Genomic DNA, 20566 nt, shown 5'->3' with positions numbered 1-20566 from the left:
CGTGTCAGCCGTTCACATCAACGACAACGCGGCCCTTCACCTGCCCTTTCAGGATATCGGCGCCCAGCTGTGGCAGATCGGACAGGGTGGCCGGCTGCACCATCGCCTCCAGCTTATCCATCGGCAGATCGGTGGCGATGCGCTGCCAGGCCCGCAGGCGGTTGTCATAAGGCTGCATCACGCTGTCGATGCCCAGAAGGTTGACGCCGCGCAACAGAAACGGGATCACCGTGGCGGGCAGACCGGCCCCTCCTGCAAGGCCAACCGCCGCCACCGAGGCCCCATATTTCATCTGGCCCAGAACCCGCGCCAGCATCGCACCACCGACCGCATCAATGCAGCCCGCCCAGTTCTCGCTTTCGAGCGGGCGCTTTACCGTCTCGTTCAGCTCTTCGCGCGGCACGATCTGGGTGGCGCCAAGGGCGGTGAGATAGTCGGATGTCTCAGGGCGCCCGGTGACCGCCGCAACCTCATAGCCGAGGTTGGAGAGGATCGCGGTTGCCACCGACCCCACGCCACCCGCAGCGCCGGTCACCAGCACCGGGCCGTGGCCGGGTGTCAGCCCGTGATCCTCAAGCGCCATGACGGCCAGCATTGCGGTAAAACCCGCTGTGCCAACAGCCATGGCCTGGCGCGTGTCGATCCCATCCGGCAAGGGCACCAGCCAATCGGCGCGCACGCGGGCCTTTTGCGCATAACCGCCCCAATGGGCTTCGCCGACGCGCCAGCCAGTCAGCACAACCTTGTCGCCGGGTTTGTAACGCTCATCGCTGGAGGTCTCGACCGTGCCTGCAAAATCAATGCCCGGCACATGTGGATATTTGCGCACCAGTCCGCCGCCCGGACCAAGACAGAGGCCATCCTTGTAGTTCACGGTTGAGTAATCCACTGCCACGGTCACCTCGGCATCCGGCAGCTGCTCGAGGCTGAGCGTTTGCTCGGCGGCGGATGTCTCGCCGCTGTCTTCGTCCTTGGTCACAACCAATGCGTTGAACATGATGGGTCCTCCTCTGAATTCAACCTGACGCGCCAGGAGCGCGGACCCGCCGTGCAGCCGAAACGGCGATGGCGGGCGACTCAACTCTTGCCAATCAAATGTCAGACTTTTAAATGTCTGACAAATGATTTCTGCCGAGACGCGCGCCACGCCACAGGTCATCACAGAGATCATCACACAGGCCAAGACACTGGCCACCACACAGGGCACCGACATGAAGCTGAACCCCCGTAGCGCCGCCGATCTGTCGGCGCAGATTGCCGAAGCCATCCGCGATGCGATCATCAGCGGCGCCCTGCCTGTGGACCAGCGCCTGCCCTCGGAGGCCGAACTGGCCGAGCAGTTTCAGGTGTCCCGGCCAACAGTCCGCGAAGCCCTGAAGCGGCTGGCCGCGCAGGCGCTGATCCGCACCCAGCGCGGCGCCACCGGCGGCGCCTTTGTCAACCGGCTGAGTTTTGAGGATGCCTACGCCCAGCAGGTGACCACATCGACGCTGCTGCTGAGCATGAATGCTGTCAGTTTCGACACCGCCTGCGAGGCACGCTATGCGCTGGAACGGGCCTGCGCGCCGCTGGCGGCGGCACGTCGGACGGCGGATCAGCTGGCGACCATGCGCGCCGAGATCTTTCGTCAGGGGCAGCCCGGGCTGACGGATGAGGCGTTCTGCGCCTCGGATGTGGCCTTTCACCGGGCGCTGGTCGATGCGGCGGGCAATCCGGTGTTGTCCTACCAGCTGGCCGGAGCGGTCGAGGCGATGCAGCCGCTGATGAACATGATCACCTTTACCGCGCGCGACCGCGCCCGGATGGTGGCGCTGCATGGCGCCATTGCCGATGCGCTGGAGGGGCGCGACGAGGCCGCCGCCACTGCCGGGCTGACCGCATTGGAGGACGAGACCCGCACGCTGGGCGCTGCGGTCTTTGCCCGGCGGGCTGGCGAAGCGACCAGGGGCGACCATGGCTAAACCACCGCCCCGGCGTCGTGGTGCAGCCGCTCCCGCCGGGACGTATTTTATGTGTCATTTCCCCTTTAACTCCGTATCGGCACGGCCTATATTCAGGGTGTTCCTTCGGGAACTATGGACATAAACGCGCTCGTAATAAGCGGATCGGACCCGGGGGCGGTACCCGGCGACTCCACCAAACATCCTTCATTTGGGGATCATGGGGTCGAAACAGGATCGACGAACGTCTAAAGGGGTTAGCTTTGTCTCGGCTGTCTGCCACCGTTATCGGCGAAACTTGTACAATTGCAAATGACAATCGTGCTCCGGCAATGGCAGTAGCAGCGTAAGCTGTTAATGTCGCCGAAACTAAGTCCTTGCGCCTAGCCGCGTAAGGCGGGGTTCGCAGGTACCTGGCAACAGAAACCTGCACTTCCTCCTCGCCTACTCCAGACTTCGATCTTGGCCTCGGCCCTGACGCGCAATATCTGTTTCTCACAATGCAGGCATCTCGGTACCACAGGCGCCCCCTGACGCCACATCCGGGGCCACGCCGAAGGTCGATACACCAGCGCAGATGCGGGAGGCACCAGAGGCGATCAAACTCGACTGCGGGCAGCGCCAACCGGAGCGAATGCCCATTGAATTGTTGTTAACACTTGTGCTTCAGTCTCATGTCTGACGACGGTCCAGTCCCGCGTCAGGCGTTGTTTTGACCAATGCTGCAACCCTGAATAAGGCTGCCTGCGCAACCCCGATGCTTCAACCGGTGTCAGTTTCTGACCCTTAGGGAATAAATGAAAAACAGTGAACGGCTCTTTCGATGGTTTTACGATGTCTGGGTCGGTCTGGACCTCGACCAGATTGAGCCGATGTTTCATCCTGAGCTTGAGGTAAACGGCCCTCTGCATGGCGCAATCGCAATTGCCGCGGACTACCGCGAAATTGTCGGCACGCTGCACAATCTCATGGAGGATCTTGACCTGACCCTGACCCATGCGCTGGATGACGGCGACTATTGCGCGATCCGGGTCCACGTGCGGTGCTATGGCCGCAGTTCGGATGACAAACTGGACTACTACGGCCAGCTGATTGTGCGGATGCAGGATGGTCAGATCCGGGAATTCCTGTCCAACTTCGACTATATGACCATGTTCGAGCAGCTCGGCCAGCTGCCACAGGACTGTCTGCCGATCTGCATGACCGGTGAGCGGCTGACCTGGATGGATGACACCTGACCAGGCAGCCGCAGGCGGCACTGTGAAGTTTCTGTAACCTCTCCGGTTTTCGGCCTCTCCACGGTCCGCGGCCACTGGCACTGGTCGCGCAGAATGCTACAAGGTCAGCGTCCAGCCAATGGTGCGCCTATGACCGACATGTCCGCAGACCCCGAGATCAGCCCAGCCCCCCCCCAGATCGCGATGGCGAATCTGATCCGGGTGTTTGGCCGCATTGGGCTGCTGTCCTTTGGCGGGCCTGCGGCGCAGATTGCATTGATGCACAAGGAGCTGGTCGAGGATCGCCCCTGGCTGAGCGAGGCCGGATTTCTGCGTGCGCTGTCTTTCTGCATGATGTTGCCGGGACCGGAAGCGATGCAGCTGGCCACCTACGCCGGCTGGCGGCTGCGTGGCGGCATCGGCGGGCTGATTGCAGGGCTGTTGTTTGTCCTGCCGGGCGCGCTGGTGATCGCCGCCCTGGTCTTTCTATACGTGAACTTTGGCACCCAACCTGTTGTTCAGGCGGCTTTCCTCGGCATCAAGGCAGCGGTGGTCGCGATTGTCCTTCAGGCGCTGCAACGGCTGGGAAAGAAGGCGCTGCATGGTGTCACCGATTATGGGCTGGCGGCTTTTGGCTTTGTTGCGCTGTTCCTGTTCGGGCTGCCGTTTCCGCTGGTGGTGCTGGCGGCTGCGCTGATCGGCGCGCTGGGGGCCCGGCACGCGCCCCCCTCTCCCGCCGGGCCGATCGGTCACGGGCCCGAGGCCGCAGCACCGTTCTGGTCGACACTGCTGATCTGGGGCGGGCTCTGGCTGCTGCCGCTGGCTGCTTTGAGCCTGTTCGGCCCGCAGCTGCTGGCGGATATCGGCTGGTTCTTTGCCAAGTTGGCGGTTGTCACCTTTGGCGGAGCCTATGCGGTTCTGGCCTATATGTCGCAGACGGTGGTCGGGCAGTACCAGTGGATCGATACCGGCCAGATGATTGATGCGCTGGGGCTGGCGGAAACCACACCGGGGCCGCTGATTCTGGTGACGCAATTTGTGGCGATGCTGGCCGGTGCGCTGGCCTCCGGGGCATGGATGGCGATTGCGGCCGGGCTGGTCGCGCTTTGGGCGACCTTTCTGCCCTGTTTTCTGTGGATCTTTCTCGCGGCTCCACATGTGGAGCGGATTGCCAGCCATCCCCGGCTGGGCGCTGCGCTGCGCGCAATCACCGCGGCCGTGGTCGGCGTCATCCTGAACCTGTCGGTCTGGTTTCTGCTGCATGTGCTGTTTCGCGAAATTGCGGTTCTGGAACTGCCCGCGCTCACCCTGATGATGCCAGTCATGGCCAGCCTGAATGTCAGCGCTGCGCTTTTGGTGCTGGCCGCACCGGTGGTGGCGCTGGCCTGCGGTGGACGACTGGCGCTGATACTGCCGGTGATGGGCGGACTTGGCATCCTTCTGGCGCAGGTCATCTGAGCAACGCAATCCCAGCGCAAATGTCGGGCATTCCCCTGCTAGTGTCAGAAATTATTTACGAATCCCTAACGAGCGGGCCTTTAGTTTCCGGTAGAAATCCGTATTCTGAAACCAATAGAGACTTAAGGGTATCGGAATGTCCCGCGAAATTGACTATGGAAATCTGATGCATTCGGCCATGCGTGGTCTGATCCGATCTGTACTGGATGGGGTGGCTGAACACGGGCTGCCCGGAAATCATCATTTTTTCATCACCTTCGACACCTCGCACCCTGATGCGGAGCTGGCAGATTGGCTGTCGGATCGCTACCCTGGCGAGATGACCGTGGTCATGCAGCACTGGTTCGACAATCTAGAGGTCGGCGAGGACGGCTTTGCCATCACGCTGAATTTCGGCGATGCGCCGGAGCCTCTCTATATCCCCTATGACGCCATCAAGACCTTTGTCGATCCCTCGGTTGAGTTCGGCCTGAGGTTTGAGACGCCAGAGGATGACGACGACGCCGAAGAGATGATTGCCGAACTGGACGACGGCATCGAGATCGAGGTCGACGAAGACCCGGACGCGAAGAAGGCCGCCGACGTAGTATCGTTGGACAGTTTCCGCAAGTAACACGCGGTTCCACGCGCCCATTCATTCACATCTGACCGCTAAGGTTCGTGAACCGGTGCTTGCATCGGTGCGCTCCTGTGGAGCCACTGAATGGGCCTCGATAGACGGTGTCTCGTGCGGTGCAGCCCTGACACGCCCCGTAGCCGCGCCTGTTTGACGCCGCCCGTGACGCCTTAGCTTTGCGCCGCAAGAGACTGTTAATAAAATATTTCGCCGGATTCGTCGCGGCGGTCAGTGACGTTCGAGGAAAGTTTTCAGCTCTTTGCGCGGCAACCCGTTGCGATGAGAGGAATAGACCAGATCCAGCCCGCCCTCTGCCAATGTCCGGTCATATTGCTGCATCTCGTAGTCGCCATTGGGGCCGATGAACATCGAGAAAACCGTCAGCGTATCGCCCACGATGCGGCCCCAGACATAGGGTTCGCCCTTCATCGGATCGAGCTGCACGGTATGGCCAAACACATTGCGCTTCATCGCGGCGGCAAAGATATCGTCCCGCTCGGTCGGCTGGAACTCGACACTATAGGACTTGGTCTTGCGTCGCCCATCCTTCTTCAGCGAGGTGGTTGTCCATTGCACGTAGAAGCCTTCATCGCTTTTGGCGATCGGGCCGATCTGCACGGTGGCATCACGGTGTTCCTCGCTGCCGTCAGCGTTGGGCACCACCAGAGAGCCCTGATAGCGGCCAAAGAATGGCCGCACATCAGCGGCCAGCGCCTGCCCGGCAAAGATCACGATCAGCGCAAGTGTCAGAAACCCGGCCTGAAGACGCATCTGCAGCCGTGATACACACCGCGTCGCCGCCTCGGGCGTGCAGTGGCGCCTGCCCTGTGAGATGGCCTGAGATGGCTGCAATGGTCGGTGTCTAAGCACAGGCGGATCCTTCGGTTTGGGCTGACGTCGGATTGTCTGAGCCTAATCTAGCGGTCTTCTGCCCCGGTGCAATGGCTCATCCCGCATTGGCCTCTATACCTCGGGTGCGGAATGGCTATGCTGCGCGAAACTGCGCAATTGCCTCGTGGTCCGGCACGGGGTAGACGGCATACCAACGCATACATTTAGTCATCATCAGACGGAGAGAGACTTATGTCCGATACCCGCACCGAAACCGACAGCTTCGGTCCGCTTGAGGTCCCTGCAGACAAGTACTGGGGCGCTCAGACCCAGCGCTCGATCATGAACTTCCCCATTGGCTGGGAAAAACAACCCGTCGCCATCGTGCGCGCGCTGGGGGTGATCAAACAGGCCTGCGCCATGGCCAACAAGGCATCGGGCGCGCTGGATGCGACGCTGGCGGATGCCATCATCCAGGCTGCGGGCGAAGTGATCGAGGGCAAGTTCGATGACAACTTCCCGCTGGTGGTCTGGCAGACCGGGTCCGGCACCCAGTCCAACATGAACTCCAACGAGGTGATCGCCAACCGCGCCATCGAGATCCTCGGCGGCACCATCGGCTCCAAGGATCCGGTGCATCCGAATGATCACTGCAACATGGGCCAGTCCTCAAACGACACCTTCCCCACCGCGATGCATATCGCCACCGCGATGATGGTGCGCGACGTGCTGGTGCCGGGGCTGACGAAACTGGCCGAAGGGCTGGAAGCCAAATCCGAGGCCTTCAAGGATATCATCAAGATTGGCCGCACCCATACGCAGGATGCCACCCCGCTGACGCTGGGCCAGGAATTCGGCGGCTACGCCCATCAGATCCGTCAGGGTCTGGCCCGGGTCGAGGCGGCGATGCCCGGCATCTACGAGCTGGCACAGGGCGGCACCGCCGTTGGCACCGGACTGAACACGCAAAAAGGCTGGGGCGAGACGGTCGCTGCCAACATGGCCGAGATCACCGGCCTGCCGTTTGTCACCGCGCCGAACAAGTTCGAGGCACTGGCCGCCCATGACGCCATGGTGTTCCTGTCCGGCGCGCTCGCGACCATTGCAGGCAGCTGTTACAAGATCGCCAATGACATCCGCTTCCTCGGCTCTGGCCCGCGCTCTGGTCTGGGCGAGCTGATCCTGCCGGAGAATGAGCCGGGATCGTCGATCATGCCGGGTAAGGTGAACCCGACCCAAGCAGAGGCGCTGACCCAAGTTGCCGCCCACGTGATGGGCAATGATGCCGCGATCAAATTCGCAGGCTCGCAGGGCCATTTCGAGCTGAACGTCTACAACCCGATGATGTCCTATAACCTCCTGCAGTCGATCCAGCTCCTGGGCGATGCGGCGGACAGCTTCACCGAGCGGATGCTGAACGGCATCGAGGCCAATGAGCCGCGCATCGACAAGCTGATGAAGGAATCGCTGATGCTGGTCACCGCGCTGGCGCCGACGATTGGCTATGACAATGCTACCAAGGTTGCCAAGACCGCGCATAAGAACGGCACCACGCTGAAGGAAGAGGCCATTGCGCTTGGCTTCGTGGATGAGGCGACATTTGACGCCGTGGTGCGGCCTGAGCAGATGATCGGTCCCAAGGGCTGATGGTGAAACCGGTCAATCTGAACCGGTATCGCAAAGACAAGGCGCGGGCCGAGAAAAAGGCCCGCGCTGATCGAAACGCCGTGACCTATGGCCGGACCAAAGCCGAGAAGGATCTCGACAAGGCGCGCAATGCGCAGGAGATCGACCGGCTGGACAAGCACCGGCGCGACGATGACTAACCGGCCCAGAAAACACTCTCTGACCCTGCGGGGCCACCGCACCTCGGTCTCGCTGGAAGATGAATTCTGGCAGGCCTTCCGCGAGATTGCAGCCGAAGACGGGCGCGCCATCAATGATCTGGCCGCCGAGATCGACGAAACGCGCGGCGTGGATTGCGGTCTGGCCTCGGCCATCCGCCTGCATGTCTTGCGACGCTTAAGGTCACGTTAATCAGGGCTTGGGATCGTATCGCCATACCGATGCCCGCCCCGCCTATCACCGACAGCCGCCAGAAGCGCGACATCGACCGGCTGCTGGGTTGGGAGCGTTTTCGGCGCGAGCTGAAACGCAGGGGCGATCACGCGGTTGAAAACGTAAGTCAGGTGATCCTCTTTTGCCATCAGGACGCAATGCGCATCATTCAGTGACGCAAATGTCCTAGGCAAAATTTGCCAATAAAATTCGAATTTTCTTGGCTAGCGCGGTGTCAGCTGCAGCCAGATCCCGTTCTTTGACCGAACCGTCAGATGGGCCACCGGGATCGGCTCTTTGCCTGATACCGGCGCCACGCGAAACCTTCGCAGGATCATCGACAGGATCAGCGGCCCCTCGACCATGGCAAACCCCGCGCCGGTACAGACGCGTGGTCCGGCCGAAAAGGGGATATAAGCCTCGCGCTGACAGGTCTTGCCATTCTCGGTCTGCCACCGCCCCGGATCAAACCCGTCCGGGTTCTCCCAGAGCCGCGTATGGCGGTGCAGGTGCCAGGGGCTGAGCACGACCTGAGCGCCCTTTGGCAGGGTGCGGCCACGAAATTGCTGCGGACAGGTCGTCTCGCGCACCATCATCGGCACCGGCGGGTAAAGCCGCAGCGCCTCGCGGAATACATCACGGCTGACCCTGAGCTTGCCCACTTCCGCGAAACTGTCGAGTGACAGATCCTGAGCCTCCGCCGCGATCCTGTCCTGCCAGTCGGGCGCAAGGGCCACCAGATAGAGTGCCCAGGCCAGGGCCGAGGCACTGGTTTCATGCCCGGCCAGAAAGAAAATCGCGACCTGATCGACCATCTCCTGGGTTGAGAACAGATCTCCGGTTTCGGGGTCCGCCGTGGTCATGATCTTGGTGGCCAGATCATCCGGGGCGCCGCCTGCCGCGATGGTCGCCATCCGCTGTTGGGTGAGATCGGTGATCAGAGCCCGGATCCGCGCGGCGTTGCGGCGTGTGGCAAGGCGGTGAAACCGCGGCATCCAGCGCGGCAGCGGCACCAAGGCGGCAATATTGAGGATCGGCTGCGCCTGCTGATAGGCCCGAAAGCGATGAAAGACCTCCTGCGCCATATGATGCTCTATCGGGATCGAAAACAGCGTGCGAAAGATCACATCGGCCGCCGCATGAGAGGTCACGGATTCGATTTCGACCGGGTGGCCGGGGGTTTCGCGCTGTTGATCGGCGAGCCGCGCCACTGCGGCCTCGGCGGCGTCATGGATGGCCGGATAGATCTGGCGCAGGCGGCCACCTTCAAAGGCCGGGTCAATGATCCGGCGCTGGCGCTTCCAGACCTCGCCATTGGTCAGAAACACCGAATTCCCGAGCAGCGGGCGCAGCCCCTCGCTGATGCGGCTGGATTTCGGGAAGCTCTCCGGGCGCTGTTTCAGCACCGTATCAACCAGATCCGGCTGATTGACCAGATAAGAGCGAAAGAAGGGTGTGCGAAACTCTGCCATCCAGGCGCGGTAGAGTTTGGCGGGCTGTGCCGATAGAAGATCGGCGCGAAACAGCCGCAGATAGCGCCAGAGCGAGACCTTGTCGGCGCGCGCGGGCGGCTTGGGCGGGGTTACCGTTGATCCTGCGGAACCGGGCGCAGAGCCGGGTTTGGCTGTGGTTGGATCTGACGTTTTGCCTTTGCCCGCCATCAGTCCCCCAACGAGGTATATTTGGACGCGGTGACATCAATCCGGGACCGCGAGGGGTTACGGTTGCGATAGCGGCTTTCGAGCGTCCTTGGCCCTGCCGTGATCTGAAAATAATCGTAATCCCCCGGCTGGTCGAAGGCGCAGAGATATTGAAAATGCAGCCGGAAAAACCGCCACCGCAGCGCGGCCCATCGTTCCGGGCTGAGGGTCTGGGTAAAGGCCGCCGAGATCACCAGCGGCCAGCGTTTTGTCGCGGGAGCAACGCCGCTCACGGCAACCGGATCACAAAGCGCAAAGGCACAGCCATCTCCCGGCGCCGTGACATCCACCCAGCACAGATCCCCGCGCCCGGACAGGTCGTGCAGATCACGGCGCAGCCGATGTGCCTCGGGCAGGAAGGAGACCATCGGGACCACCTGGCCGAGGCTCAGAAAGCCGAGGGTGGCATGACGTCCGGCCAGCCCGCTGCGCTGCACATCGGCCAGTACGCTGACCCCGATATAGGCGCCGGAGGAATGACCGACGACCAGCACCTCGTCATAGCTGGGGTCACTCAGGGCGACGGCAACCTCCCCGGCGAATTGCGCAATACGCTGTCCCAGTTCGGGCGCATAGGCGCCGCGCAGCGCGGCGGAATGGGCGTAATCATGCATCAGGTAATAGGCAAACAGCCGACCGTCCTGACGCCTGAACCAGCGCATCAGCGCCGCCGCCGCAATCAGCCCCAACGCCCAGAACACCACCGCTGCCGCCGCCGCAGCCCAGCCCACGGAGAGACCAAGCCAGGCAACAGCGCCCTGCCCGAGCCGGGCGATGGTCACGGCAAGCAGACAGGCAAGCACCAGCTGAAGCAGCAGCATACCCACAGGATAAAGCGCCGCGATCACCGGGCCTTTGCGCAGCCACATGAGCCGACGCAGGGTGCCGGTGGAGATATAGATCCAGGCGGTGCGCAGCATCTGCCAATAGGTCTGCGCAATCGACGGCGCCATGCTGCCCTGAACAATGTCCGACCAGATCAGCACATCAACATCGGTGTGGACCTTGCAGCCCTCGATCTGTGCGGTGACCTGCCAGCCGAACCCGGGTGTTGCGGCAGCTGCCTGCGGTCTCTCGGATCGGGGCGAGAGCGACAACTGGTAGCCGGAAATCTCCGCCTGCCGGGCGCCCTCCGTCCGGTAGAGCTCGCGGTAGCGGCGCGGTGGCATCGGATCATAGCCCGGGATGTAGAACAGCTTGCGGCGGCGCACGGGCGGATCCTGCCCGTCGCACGGGGAGGCGCCACTCGTTTGCGCACCGGGCTTGCCAACGGCGGATGTCTTGGTTGTTTGCTCTTGCACGGACTGCGCGACCCGATTTGCCTGTTTGTCGTCGCGCCAGCTTAGCGGTGCCTTGCAAAAAGAGTAAGCCCCGCCGGACCTCTGTCAGACGGGGCGATCTCGGGCGGGGATATCGTGGCAACGGCGCAAAGGGACCGCCAGCCCGGACGGCAGGTCAGCCGAGGGTGGCCAGCGCCGGGAAGGTCTCAAGCAGCCAGAAAGAGAACTCAGAGAACAGGCCGGTGACCAGCATGAACCCGACAACAATCAGCAGCAGGCCCATGAACTTCTCGATCACCCCCATGTAGGGTTTGATCCGGTTCATCAGGACCATCGACCGGGTCAGGAAGATCGCCGCCAGCAGGAACGGCACGCCAAGACCAAGCGCGTAGATCCCGAGCAGCAGCGTACCGCGCGCCACCGATGCCTCGGTCGCCGCCAGCGAAAGAATGGCTCCGAGCTGCGGGCCGATACAGGGCGTCCAGCCAAAGGCAAAGGCGAGCCCGAGAATATAGGCCCCCACGGCCGAGCCGCCGGATTGATCGGTTTCCATCCGCGCCTCGCGGTCAAGGATCGGAATGCGGAAAACCGACAGGAAATGCAGGCCGAAAATGATTACGACAACGCCTGAGATCTGCGCAAAGAGTTCCTGATTCTGCAGCACAAAGGCACCAAAAGCCGAGGCCGTGAACCCAAGCAGCAGAAACACCGTCGACAGCCCCATGACAAAGAACAGCGCCGCGACGATGGCCTTGCGCCGGGCTTGGGTCGTGCCCTGAATCTCGCCAATGGAAACGCCGCTCATATAGGCCAGATAGGGCGGCACGATGGGCAGCACACAGGGCGACAGAAAGCTGATCAATCCAGCCGTCAGCGCCACCAGCATGGCAGGGATCAGCCCTGCGTCGATGATTTCAATACCAAACATGCCCAATCCTTAGACCAGCCTCTTGCAAAGGTCACGGGGGGCGCCGGTCACAACCTTGTGGACAGGATGAAACAACCGGATTATCTGCAAGGTATGACCGACACCAAAGAGACTCTGGACGCAATCGGGCTGCTGTGCCCCCTGCCCGTACTGAAGGCGCGCAAACGCCTGAAACCATTGGCCTCTGGCATGGTTCTGGAGGTTCATGCCGACGATCCGGCAGCGGTGGTGGATATCCCGCATTTCTGTCATGAGGCGGGCCATGAGCTGCTGGAAATCCGCGACAATCCGAAGCATCAAACCTATCTGATCCGCAAAGGCGGCTGAGCCTATCAGCCCGTGCAACCCTCTGTTCAGGGTACGGACATGGACAGGCTGCGCGCCTGGGCGGGCTGGTGATCTCCAGCGCCTAGGGGAGCGGGTTTTCCGCCCCCTCTGGCAGGGCCTCGGTGTCTTGGCTGAAGATATTGATCCAGACCGCATCGACGCGCTGCCAGATTGAACTGACATACATTGCGGCGGCCTCTGCATCCCCGCCGGTCTGGTCCGGGCGGGCATAGGTGGCACGATAGGCGAGCAACGCGCAATCGGGTGCCAACGACAGGACGCGCGCCTGCTCAAGTTTGAACCATGCCACTGTGGGTCCGTTGGCCAGCTGTTCGCAATGATCGTCGCGCCCGGCAAAGCCGCTGGGGTAGACGCCCAGAAACTGCGGATGCAGCGCGGCGCGGTCCGCGGCAACATCACCCCGCTGCAACGCTGTCCAGACGGCGGTTTCCGCCGCCAGCAGCTGCTCCAATAGCGGATCCATCACGGGGGGCTCGCTCTGCATGGAGGTGCTCCTGATGTCTTGAGACCTGACATGAAAAAGGCGGGCTAAACGCCCGCCTTTCTTTGGTTTTGCTGATCAGCTACCAACCGACCACCAACCGCGCCGCTTGGGCTTGGGCGGGCTAACCGGCTCCGCCTCTGCGCCTGCCAGGGCAGGTTCGGCCTGGTCCTCAGGCGCCGCTTCGCTAGGCGCTTCGGCAGCGGTCTCCGTCGGCGCCTCGACGTGATCTGCCGCCACATCCTGCGCCGTCGCCTCATCGGTCTCGATCGGGTCGGCCGTTGCCGGTTCGGCTGGAACCTCCTGCGCGGCGGTCGGCTCAACCTCCGCAGCGTCTGGCTGTTCGGGTGTGGAGACGGTGTTTGCCGCTTGGGTTTCTTCCACCGGAGCCGCCCCGTTGAGAGCTGCTGCTGGTGTGGGTGCCACCTCCTCCTCGGTCGGGGCCTCCACAGACGCCTCCTCTGCCGTCACCTGCTCATCCGAAGGCTCCGGGGCGGGATCCGCCTCCTCTGCCCCGGCTTCGGCCGGTGTCTCACCATCGGCTGCCACGGTCTCATCGGTCTTCTTCTTGCGGCTGCGCGAACGGGTGCGGGTGCGGGTGCGTTTCTTCACCTCGCCCTCACCCTCCTCGGGTGCGGCGTCCTTGCCTTCGGCGGCATCAGCTTTGTCGTCGCCGTCGTCTGCGTCGCCATCTGCCGAGTCTGCGGCCTTCTGGTCATCAGATTTCGCATCCGCCTGAGCGTCGCCGTTGGTCTCATCGCCCTCACCGCCGGAGGACTTCCGCCGCCGCCGACGACGACGCTTGCGCTTGGGTTTGTTGTCCCCATCGCCCTCGTCGCCAGAGGCTTGGGTCTCTGCGACATCCGCGTCATTGGTATCGGTCTCGACCTCATCATCGGCCTCCTCGGCCGCCTCGTCGGCGTCGACCTGATCCATGATCGAGGTATCAACGGATACCACCGGCGTCGTGACAACAGGAACCACACGCGAGGCGGTCTTGAACTTCTCGAGCGAGAAATCCGGGCTGACCAGATGCGGGTCACCCTCGATCCGCACGGACAGGCCATAACGGGTTTCGATCTGGGCGATATGCTCGCGTTTCTGGTTCATCAGATAGTTGGCAATGCTGACCGGGCAGCGCACCAGCACCTCGCGGGAACGACGGCGGGTGCCCTCTTCCTCGATCTGGCGCAGGATCGACAGCGCCAGCGAGTCATCCGACCGGATCAGACCGGTGCCGTGACAATGCGGGCACGGCGCGGTGGTCGCCTCGATCATGCCGGGACGCAGACGCTGACGCGACATTTCCATCAGGCCAAAGCCGGAGATCCGGCCCACCTGAATACGGGCGCGGTCGGTCTTCAGCTTGTCCTTCATGCGCTTTTCGACGGCGGCGTTGTTCTTGCGCTCGTCCATGTCGATGAAGTCGATGACGATCAGACCGGCAAGGTCACGCAGACGCAGCTGGCGCGCCACCTCTTCGGCGGCCTCCAGGTTGGTCTTGAGCGCGGTTTCCTCGATCGAGCCTTCCTTGGTGGCGCGACCGGAGTTCACGTCGATTGCCACCAGCGCCTCGGTCACGCCGATCACGATGTAACCGCCGGATTTCAGCTGAACGGTCGGATTGAACATCGCACCGAGGTAGCTTTCGACCTGGAACCGGGCAAAGAGCGGCAGCTGATCCTGATAGTTTTTCACGTTCTTGGCGTGGGACGGCATGATCATTTTCATGAAGTCCTTGGCGATGCGGTAGCCGCGTTCGCCCTCAACCAGAACCTCGTCGATCTCGCGGCTGTAGAGGTCGCGGATCGAGCGTTTGATCAGATCGCCCTCTTCGTAGATCTTGGCCGGTGCGATGGATTTCAGCGTCAGTTCGCGGATCTGCTCCCACAGGCGCTGGAGGTATTCATAGTCACGCTTGATCTCGGATTTCGTGCGTTTGGCACCGGCGGTGCGCACGATCAGCCCCGCGCCGCTCGGCACGTCCAGTTCAACCGCGATATCTTTCAGCTTTTTGCGGTCGGCGGCATTGGTGATCTTGCGCGAGATACCACCACCGCGCGCGGTGTTGGGCATCAGCACGCAGTAGCGGCCAGCCAGCGACAGATAGGTGGTGAGTGCTGCGCCTTTGTTGCCGCGCTCTTCTTTCACGACCTGAACCAGCAGGACCTGACGGACCTTGATAACTTCCTGGATCTTGTAGCGACGCGGGCGCGGTTTGCGCACCGGACGAATGTCTTCGCTGTCGTCTTCCTCGGCAACGGATTCGATATTCTCATCCTTGGCCGTCGCATCGGCAGCGGTCTCGGCATCGTCGCCGTCGTCATCGGCAGCCGCATCAGAAGCGTCTTCTGCCTCTGCCGCGAGATCGTCTGCGGAGCTGTCGTCCTGTGCTTCCGGCTCTGGGGAAGCTTCCTTCACCGCTTCTTCGACAACCACCTCTGCGGCGGCGGTCTCATTGCCGTCTGTGGCCTCGGGCACATCCGCCAGCTTGGTGTCAGCTGCGGCCATGTCATCGGTCAGGTCGATGGTTTCCATACCCGCGATGTCGGCGCCGCCTTCGCTGGCCTCCGGGCTGACATCCTTCGTCTCGACGACATCGGCGGATTTCACCTCGGCAGCCCGAGTGCGACCACGACGCGACCGCGACTGGCGCTTGGCAGGCCTTGCCTCTTCCTCGTCATCACGGGCGCGCTGTGCCTCGGCATAGGCGCGCTCTTCCTCCATCAGGGCCTCACGGTCGGCGACGGGGATCTGGTAATAGTCGGGATGAATTTCCGAAAAAGCGAGGAAGCCATGGCGGTTGCCGCCATAGTCCACAAAAGCTGCCTGCAGCGAAGGTTCGACGCGGGTTACTTTTGCGAGGTAGATATTGCCAGCGAGCTGACGTTTGTTTTCGGATTCAAAGTCAAATTCCTCAACCTTGTTTCCATCGACCACCACAACGCGGGTCTCTTCCGCGTGGGTGGCATCAATAAGCATCTTCTTTGCCATGAGTCCTTGGTGCACCTGCCGCGCACGCGCGCATCTGGCCCGTTTCCGGGCGGACGTGAACGATTGGGGTGGTGTCTTGTCTGGGCGATGTCTTGAGGCGCGCGATTGGCCCATGCAGTACAGCGGTTAGCCCCGGAACATCTGTCCGGCCCTCCTGCCTGTCTGCTGTTCTCTCTCGCGCGCGTCATCGCGTTTCTTCTCCGACAGGTGGGAATATCCGCGCCCTGCCCTGATTATATCCCTGCTGGGAAACCCCAGTCAGGTGCTAAACTGCCCCGAAATACTGCGGGGCCAATCGGTCTGACTTTGCTTTCTCGGATCTTGCCGGACAAAAACAAAGGCAGCGAATCTCATCAAGAGGGGCAGGATCACTCTAGTCCCGTCCCCATTTAGGCAGCATAAGACCTGTGGATAGGTAATGACAATGGTCATTCGTCACACCTGCAATCTAAATGCTATCCCCTTGGTTCCTAGACTGAAAATCATGAATATTCCGTTACCGGAACGACAAGGACCGCCCCCGGAGGGAGGCGGTCCAATCTTGGTTAACGCGCGGTTTGGCGGTCAGGACAGATAGTCGGAACGTTGCAGCCCGTATTTGGCCATCTTTTCGTTGAGCGTCCGACGTGGCAGGCACAGCTCATCCATGACGCTGGCGATGGACCCTTTGTGGCGCCGCATGGTGTTGTCGATCAGCATCCGTTCGAAGGCTTCGACATATTCCTTCAGCGGCTTGCCTTCGGTGGTCATCACCGGTTGCATGTCCTCGTGGTCCGACATCAACAGCGATGCAATGGTCCCCGAGCCACGGCGCGACTGAAGCACCGCGCGTTCGGCGATATTGATCAGCTGGCGCACATTGCCCGGCCAGGGCGCCTGCAACAGCTGCGCGGCCTCCTGGGCGCTCACCTGAGGTGCGTCACAGCCGTATTCTTCGGAAAACTGTTCGGACAGGCGGGTGAACAGCGTCAGGATATCCTCGCCGCGCTGGCGCAGTGGCGGCACGGTGATCCGAAGCGCGGCAAGCCGGTAGAACAGATCCGGGCGCAGCGCGTCTTCGCAGGTCTTGCCAGCTTCCTGCAGGTTGGAGATCGCCACGATGCGTGTCTCCCCCGGAATGCCCTGCTCATTGATGACGCTAAGCAGCTTGGCCTGGAGCGTTTCGCTCAGGGCTTCGACATCTTCCAGCACCAGGGTGCCGCCACGGGCCTCCTCAATGGCGGGGAGCGAGCTGTCTTCGGGCTGCATCGGACCGAACAGGCGTTTGGACAGCGCCTCCTCTTCCAGCGCGGCGCAGGAGACCAGCACGAATTTCTTGCCCGCCCGGCTGCCGACCGCGTGCAGCGCGTGGGCCACCAGCGTCTTGCCGGTGCCGGTTTCGCCGTCGATCAGCACATGGCCATCCGCCTGCCCCAGATCCAGGATATCCTCGCGCAGGCGCTCCATCACCGGGCTGGAGCCGATGAGTTTCTTCATGATGGTGCTGCCGTCGGAGAGCTCGCGCCGCAGCACCCGGTTGTCGAGCGTCAGGCGCCGGGCCCCGGTGGCGCGCTTGGCCAGTTCCGACATGCGATCCGGGTTAAAGGGTTTTTCGAGAAAGTCGAATGCGCCAACCCGCATCGCCTCAACCGCCATTGGCACATCACCGTGACCGGTGATCATGATGACCGGCAAGGCAGAGTCGCTGCCCATCAGTTTCTTCAGGAACTGCATCCCGTCCATGCCCGGCATCTTGATATCCGAGATGACAATCCCGGGATAATCCGGCCCCAGCACCTTTAGCGCGTCCTCGGCGCTGGCAAAGGTCTCGGTGTCATAGCCAGACAGCGCCAGCCATTGGCTGATCGACTGTCGCATATCCTGTTCATCATCGACGATCGCGATTTTCATGGCCTGTGCCATTCGCGTGCCCTCCATCCAGTGATACCGCGCTATTCCGCGGCCTCGATACCGTCCACAAGGATCGGCAGTTGCATTTCAAATACGGCGCCACCGCTCTGCCCGTTGCGGGCGGTCAGCCGACCGCCTAGGTCGTTCACGATACCCGAGGAGATGGCAAGCCCCAACCCAACCCCGTCCCCCGGCTGCTTGGTGGTGTAGAAGGGTTCAAACAGGCTGCCGAAGTCCTTGATCCCCATCCCGTTGTCGCGCACCGACAGAGTGGCTGTCTCGCCCGCCGCCAGCAGGATTTCGACCTCCGGGTCTTCGACTGACTTTGTAGCATCTAGTGCGTTTCGCAACAGGTTCACCATCACCTGCTCAATCCGCATCCGATCGCCCATCACATAGACAGGTTCCTCGGGCAGGATACGGGCGATCTTGACGTGCCGCTGACGCAGCTGCGGCTCCATCATCGACAGCGAGGAGGCAAGCGCATCGCCCATATTTACGGGGCTGAACGTATCACCGCCCTTGCGCGCGTAGGACTTCAGCTGGCGGGTGATCGCGCCCATCCGTTCAATCAGATCGTCGATCCTGCCAAAGGAGGCCAGCGCCTCCTCGGGGCGGTTGCGATTGAGCAGCAGCCGCGCCCCCGCCAGATAGGTTTTCATCGCCGCCAGCGGCTGGTTCAGCTCGTGGCTGACGGCCGCCGACATCTCACCCAGAGCGGCCAGTTTCGAGCTCTGCGCGAGGCTCTGTTCGGCGACTGCAAGGGTCTCCTGCATGCGTTCGCGTTCGGCAATTTCCCGCTGTAGCCGTGCGTTCAATACGCGAAGCTCTGCCGACTCGCGCTGGAACAGCGCCATGCGCAGCGCGGTGCGACGGCTCAGCGCATAGAAAGCCAGCGCCAGCAGAATGGCGAATCCCATGATCTCAAGCGCCAAAACCGTGTTCACCCGCTCGCGGATCGACGCGTAGGTGGTGAAAGAGGTCAGCCGCCAGCCCTGAAACGGGATCCGGGATTCCAGCCGCATCACCGCTTCGCCCTGGAGATAGGCATCGGCGGGCAGCGCGGTCCAATCCGTTGTGGCCCGGATCGCGCGCTGAATGGCCCCCTCAGGGGTCTGCAATTGCAGCGCATCCGCCTCCGACAGGCCGCGCCAGCGCGACTCCGTTGCCAGAATGATGGTGCCGGTGCTGTCGGACACCATCACCGCGTCCGAAATCCCTGCCCAGGCGCGCTCGAACTTCTGCAGATCGACCTCCACCACGATCACCCCGAGGATGCCGGAGGTGTCGACGATGCGGCGCGAATAGGTGAAACGATAGCTGCCGACCTCGCTGCGGATCGCCGAGAACACGGTGGTTTTGGAGCGCAGCGCGTCGACGAAATAACCCGCATTGCGGTGAGTTTGGCCCAACCGGTTGCGATCGGTGGCGGCCACGGTGCGCCCGTCCTGCGCCATCAGCATGATGGAGGCGGCGCCGATTTCCTCGACAAAGGAGATCAGCCGCTGGGTCGAGAGCGAAAAATCATTCGATTGCAGCGCCGAGATCAGTGCCTGATCTCGCGCCAGAAGCTGCGGCACGATGGCGTGGCGCCCCAGCTCGCTCACCAGGTTGCCAGAGTAGAGCGCAAGACGCAGCTCAGCCCGGTTGCGGGTGCTTTCGGTGAAGCGATCGGTCAGCGCCCGATTGGTGACCCAGACGGTCACCGCAGCGACGGCCATAAGCAAGAGCAAAGCAAGACGCACCCGCCACGAGGTCGTGCGGGAGCGCGGTTTTCCAGAGGATAGGGTTGCGTCACGCGCGGCAGTCATAGGCAAAACCTAACGCAAGCCGCCGCGCATTCACAAGTCACGCCGCAGTGACTAGCCCAGCCAATGCGCGGAACACTGCCGCCCCGTCGGTGCCCCCATGGCCTGCATCCGCAGCCCGCTCCGGGTGAGGCATCATGCCCAGAACCCGACGGTTTTCCGACAGGATACCGGCAATATCGGCCACCGAGCCATTGGGGTTGTCTACATAGCGGAAGGCGACGCGGTCCTGATCCTGAAGGGCGGCGATGGTGTCGGCATCGGCATAGTAGTTGCCGTCGTGATGCGCGATCGGCACGCCGATCACATCACCTGCCGCATAGCCTTCGGTAAAGACGCTGTCGGCTGTCGCCACCTGCAGATCGACGGTGCGGCAGATGTATTTCAGACCGGCATTGCGCAACAGCGCGCCCGGCAGCACGCCGGTTTCGGTCAGAATCTGGAAGCCGTTGCACACGCCGATGGCATAGCCACCGCGATTGGCATGATCGACAACCGCTTGGCAGATGGGTGACTGGGCGGCAATGGCGCCGCAGCGCAGATAGTCGCCATAGGAAAACCCGCCCGGTACGCCAACGATATCGACACCCTCGGGCAGCGCGCTGTCCTTGTGCCAGACCATGGAGACGTCACAGCCCGCCTGTTCAAACGCCACCGCCAGATCGCGGTCGCAGTTGGACCCGGGGAAGACAACAACAGCCGCCTTCATCCCTGCATCTCGATGCTGTAGGATTCGATCACGGTGTTGGCCAGCAGCTTTTCGCACATCGCGGTCACATCCGCCTCGGTGGCATCATCCGCCAGATCGAGGTCGATCACCTTGCCCTGACGCACGCCGCCCACCTTGTCAAAGCCCATGGCGCCAAGCGCGTGGCGCACGGCCTCGCCCTGCGGATCCAGAACCCCGTTTTTCAGCATTACATGCACGCGTGCCTTCATCGCATTTTCCCTCAGGTTTCGATGGCAAAGCCCGGATTAGGGGCCTCTAAGTTAGATAGTCAAAATCCCGCCCTTTGG

General features: G+C 62.2%; 20 protein-coding genes and 1 other RNA gene. 10 read left to right on the top strand and 11 right to left on the bottom strand.

Annotation, left to right across the window (positions count from 1 at the left end; translation table 11 throughout):
- Positions 1 to 4: 4 nt before the first annotated feature.
- Positions 5 to 997, bottom strand: coding sequence for an acryloyl-CoA reductase (gene acuI / locus VXL81_RS04510; RefSeq protein ID WP_416553105.1), 993 nt, complete (start codon positions 995 to 997; stop codon positions 5 to 7).
- Positions 998 to 1211: 214 nt separating this feature from the next.
- On the opposite strand from acuI, the gene VXL81_RS04505 reads away from it, so the two are divergent.
- The 5 genes from VXL81_RS04505 (at position 1212) to VXL81_RS04485 (ending at position 5228) form a co-directional block, all read left to right on the top strand.
- Positions 1212 to 1961 (top strand): FadR/GntR family transcriptional regulator, encoded by a 750-nt coding sequence (locus tag VXL81_RS04505; RefSeq protein WP_416553233.1) that lies wholly within the window; start codon positions 1212 to 1214, stop codon positions 1959 to 1961.
- Positions 1962 to 2021: 60 nt separating this feature from the next.
- Positions 2022 to 2374, top strand: a transfer-messenger RNA (tmRNA) gene (gene ssrA, locus VXL81_RS04500).
- A gap of 363 nt (positions 2375 to 2737) precedes the next feature.
- A complete protein-coding gene (locus tag VXL81_RS04495; protein ID WP_340545407.1) occupies positions 2738 to 3178 on the top strand; it encodes a nuclear transport factor 2 family protein in 441 nt (146 codons plus the stop codon).
- Positions 3179 to 3307: 129 nt separating this feature from the next.
- A complete protein-coding gene (gene chrA, locus VXL81_RS04490; RefSeq protein ID WP_416553103.1) occupies positions 3308 to 4615 on the top strand; it encodes a chromate efflux transporter in 1308 nt (435 codons plus the stop codon).
- A gap of 136 nt (positions 4616 to 4751) precedes the next feature.
- Positions 4752 to 5228, top strand: coding sequence for an SspB family protein (locus tag VXL81_RS04485; protein WP_416538673.1), 477 nt, complete (start codon positions 4752 to 4754; stop codon positions 5226 to 5228).
- Between the two features lie 231 nt (positions 5229 to 5459).
- Here the strand turns inward: VXL81_RS04485 and VXL81_RS04480 are convergent, their stop codons facing one another.
- Positions 5460 to 6002 (bottom strand): hypothetical protein, encoded by a 543-nt coding sequence (locus VXL81_RS04480; protein WP_340545404.1) that lies wholly within the window; start codon positions 6000 to 6002, stop codon positions 5460 to 5462.
- Positions 6003 to 6314: 312 nt separating this feature from the next.
- Here VXL81_RS04480 and fumC point away from each other — a divergent pair, with 312 nt between their 5' ends.
- From fumC to VXL81_RS04460, 4 genes are read left to right on the top strand one after another with little or no spacing between them, the layout of a single operon-like run.
- On the top strand, positions 6315 to 7709 hold the full coding sequence (fumC, locus tag VXL81_RS04475) for a class II fumarate hydratase (RefSeq protein WP_340545403.1): 1395 nt from the start codon (positions 6315 to 6317) through the stop codon (positions 7707 to 7709).
- Positions 7709 to 7888: a DUF4169 family protein gene (locus tag VXL81_RS04470; RefSeq protein ID WP_340545402.1), complete on the top strand. Its 180-nt coding sequence runs from the start codon at positions 7709 to 7711 to the stop codon at positions 7886 to 7888. Before fumC ends, VXL81_RS04470 begins: the two co-directional genes overlap by 1 nt.
- The gene (locus VXL81_RS04465) at positions 7881 to 8099 is read left to right on the top strand and encodes a ribbon-helix-helix domain-containing protein (RefSeq protein WP_029601902.1); all 219 of its coding nucleotides are present in this window, start codon (positions 7881 to 7883) and stop codon (positions 8097 to 8099) included. Before VXL81_RS04470 ends, VXL81_RS04465 begins: the two co-directional genes overlap by 8 nt.
- Positions 8100 to 8128: 29 nt before the next feature.
- The gene (locus tag VXL81_RS04460) at positions 8129 to 8296 is read left to right on the top strand and encodes a hypothetical protein (RefSeq protein ID WP_416553101.1); all 168 of its coding nucleotides are present in this window, start codon (positions 8129 to 8131) and stop codon (positions 8294 to 8296) included.
- A gap of 48 nt (positions 8297 to 8344) precedes the next feature.
- Here the strand turns inward: VXL81_RS04460 and VXL81_RS04455 are convergent, their stop codons facing one another.
- From VXL81_RS04455 to VXL81_RS04445, 3 genes are all read right to left on the bottom strand, one after another.
- A complete protein-coding gene (locus VXL81_RS04455) occupies positions 8345 to 9781 on the bottom strand; it encodes a cytochrome P450 (RefSeq protein ID WP_416553099.1) in 1437 nt (478 codons plus the stop codon).
- Entirely contained in the window at positions 9781 to 11031 is a 1251-nt protein-coding gene (locus VXL81_RS04450; RefSeq protein ID WP_416553097.1) for a hypothetical protein, read from the bottom strand. The genes VXL81_RS04455 and VXL81_RS04450 overlap by 1 nt, the downstream gene beginning before the upstream one ends.
- 244 nt (positions 11032 to 11275) lie before the next feature.
- A complete protein-coding gene (locus VXL81_RS04445; protein ID WP_340545399.1) occupies positions 11276 to 12028 on the bottom strand; it encodes a cytochrome c biogenesis CcdA family protein in 753 nt (250 codons plus the stop codon).
- A gap of 66 nt (positions 12029 to 12094) precedes the next feature.
- On the opposite strand from VXL81_RS04445, the gene VXL81_RS04440 reads away from it, so the two are divergent.
- Positions 12095 to 12355: a sulfurtransferase TusA family protein gene (locus VXL81_RS04440; protein WP_416542366.1), complete on the top strand. Its 261-nt coding sequence runs from the start codon at positions 12095 to 12097 to the stop codon at positions 12353 to 12355.
- A gap of 82 nt (positions 12356 to 12437) precedes the next feature.
- Here the strand turns inward: VXL81_RS04440 and VXL81_RS04435 are convergent, their stop codons facing one another.
- From VXL81_RS04435 to purS, 6 genes are all read right to left on the bottom strand, one after another.
- Positions 12438 to 12860: a DUF4440 domain-containing protein gene (locus tag VXL81_RS04435; protein ID WP_416553095.1), complete on the bottom strand. Its 423-nt coding sequence runs from the start codon at positions 12858 to 12860 to the stop codon at positions 12438 to 12440.
- Between the two features lie 75 nt (positions 12861 to 12935).
- Complete coding sequence (locus tag VXL81_RS04430; RefSeq protein ID WP_416553093.1) at positions 12936 to 15851, bottom strand: Rne/Rng family ribonuclease; 2916 nt, start codon at positions 15849 to 15851, stop codon at positions 12936 to 12938.
- A gap of 564 nt (positions 15852 to 16415) precedes the next feature.
- Positions 16416 to 17753, bottom strand: coding sequence for a sigma-54 dependent transcriptional regulator (locus VXL81_RS04425; RefSeq protein WP_340545395.1), 1338 nt, complete (start codon positions 17751 to 17753; stop codon positions 16416 to 16418).
- 29 nt (positions 17754 to 17782) lie between these two features.
- Positions 17783 to 19552 (bottom strand): ATP-binding protein, encoded by a 1770-nt coding sequence (locus VXL81_RS04420; RefSeq protein ID WP_340545394.1) that lies wholly within the window; start codon positions 19550 to 19552, stop codon positions 17783 to 17785.
- Positions 19553 to 19589: 37 nt separating this feature from the next.
- Entirely contained in the window at positions 19590 to 20258 is a 669-nt protein-coding gene (gene purQ, locus VXL81_RS04415; RefSeq protein ID WP_340545393.1) for a phosphoribosylformylglycinamidine synthase subunit PurQ, read from the bottom strand.
- Positions 20255 to 20488, bottom strand: a complete 234-nt coding sequence (gene purS / locus VXL81_RS04410) for a phosphoribosylformylglycinamidine synthase subunit PurS (protein ID WP_416536096.1) — start codon at positions 20486 to 20488, stop codon at positions 20255 to 20257. Before purS ends, purQ begins: the two co-directional genes overlap by 4 nt.
- Positions 20489 to 20566: the final 78 nt, after the last annotated feature.

The organism is Phaeobacter sp. JH204B, assembly GCF_048055755.1.
Classification (GTDB): domain Bacteria; phylum Pseudomonadota; class Alphaproteobacteria; order Rhodobacterales; family Rhodobacteraceae; genus Phaeobacter; species Phaeobacter bryozoorum.
Note: the sequence above shows the minus strand (reverse complement) of the source record. Positions and strands in the feature narration are given on the sequence as shown.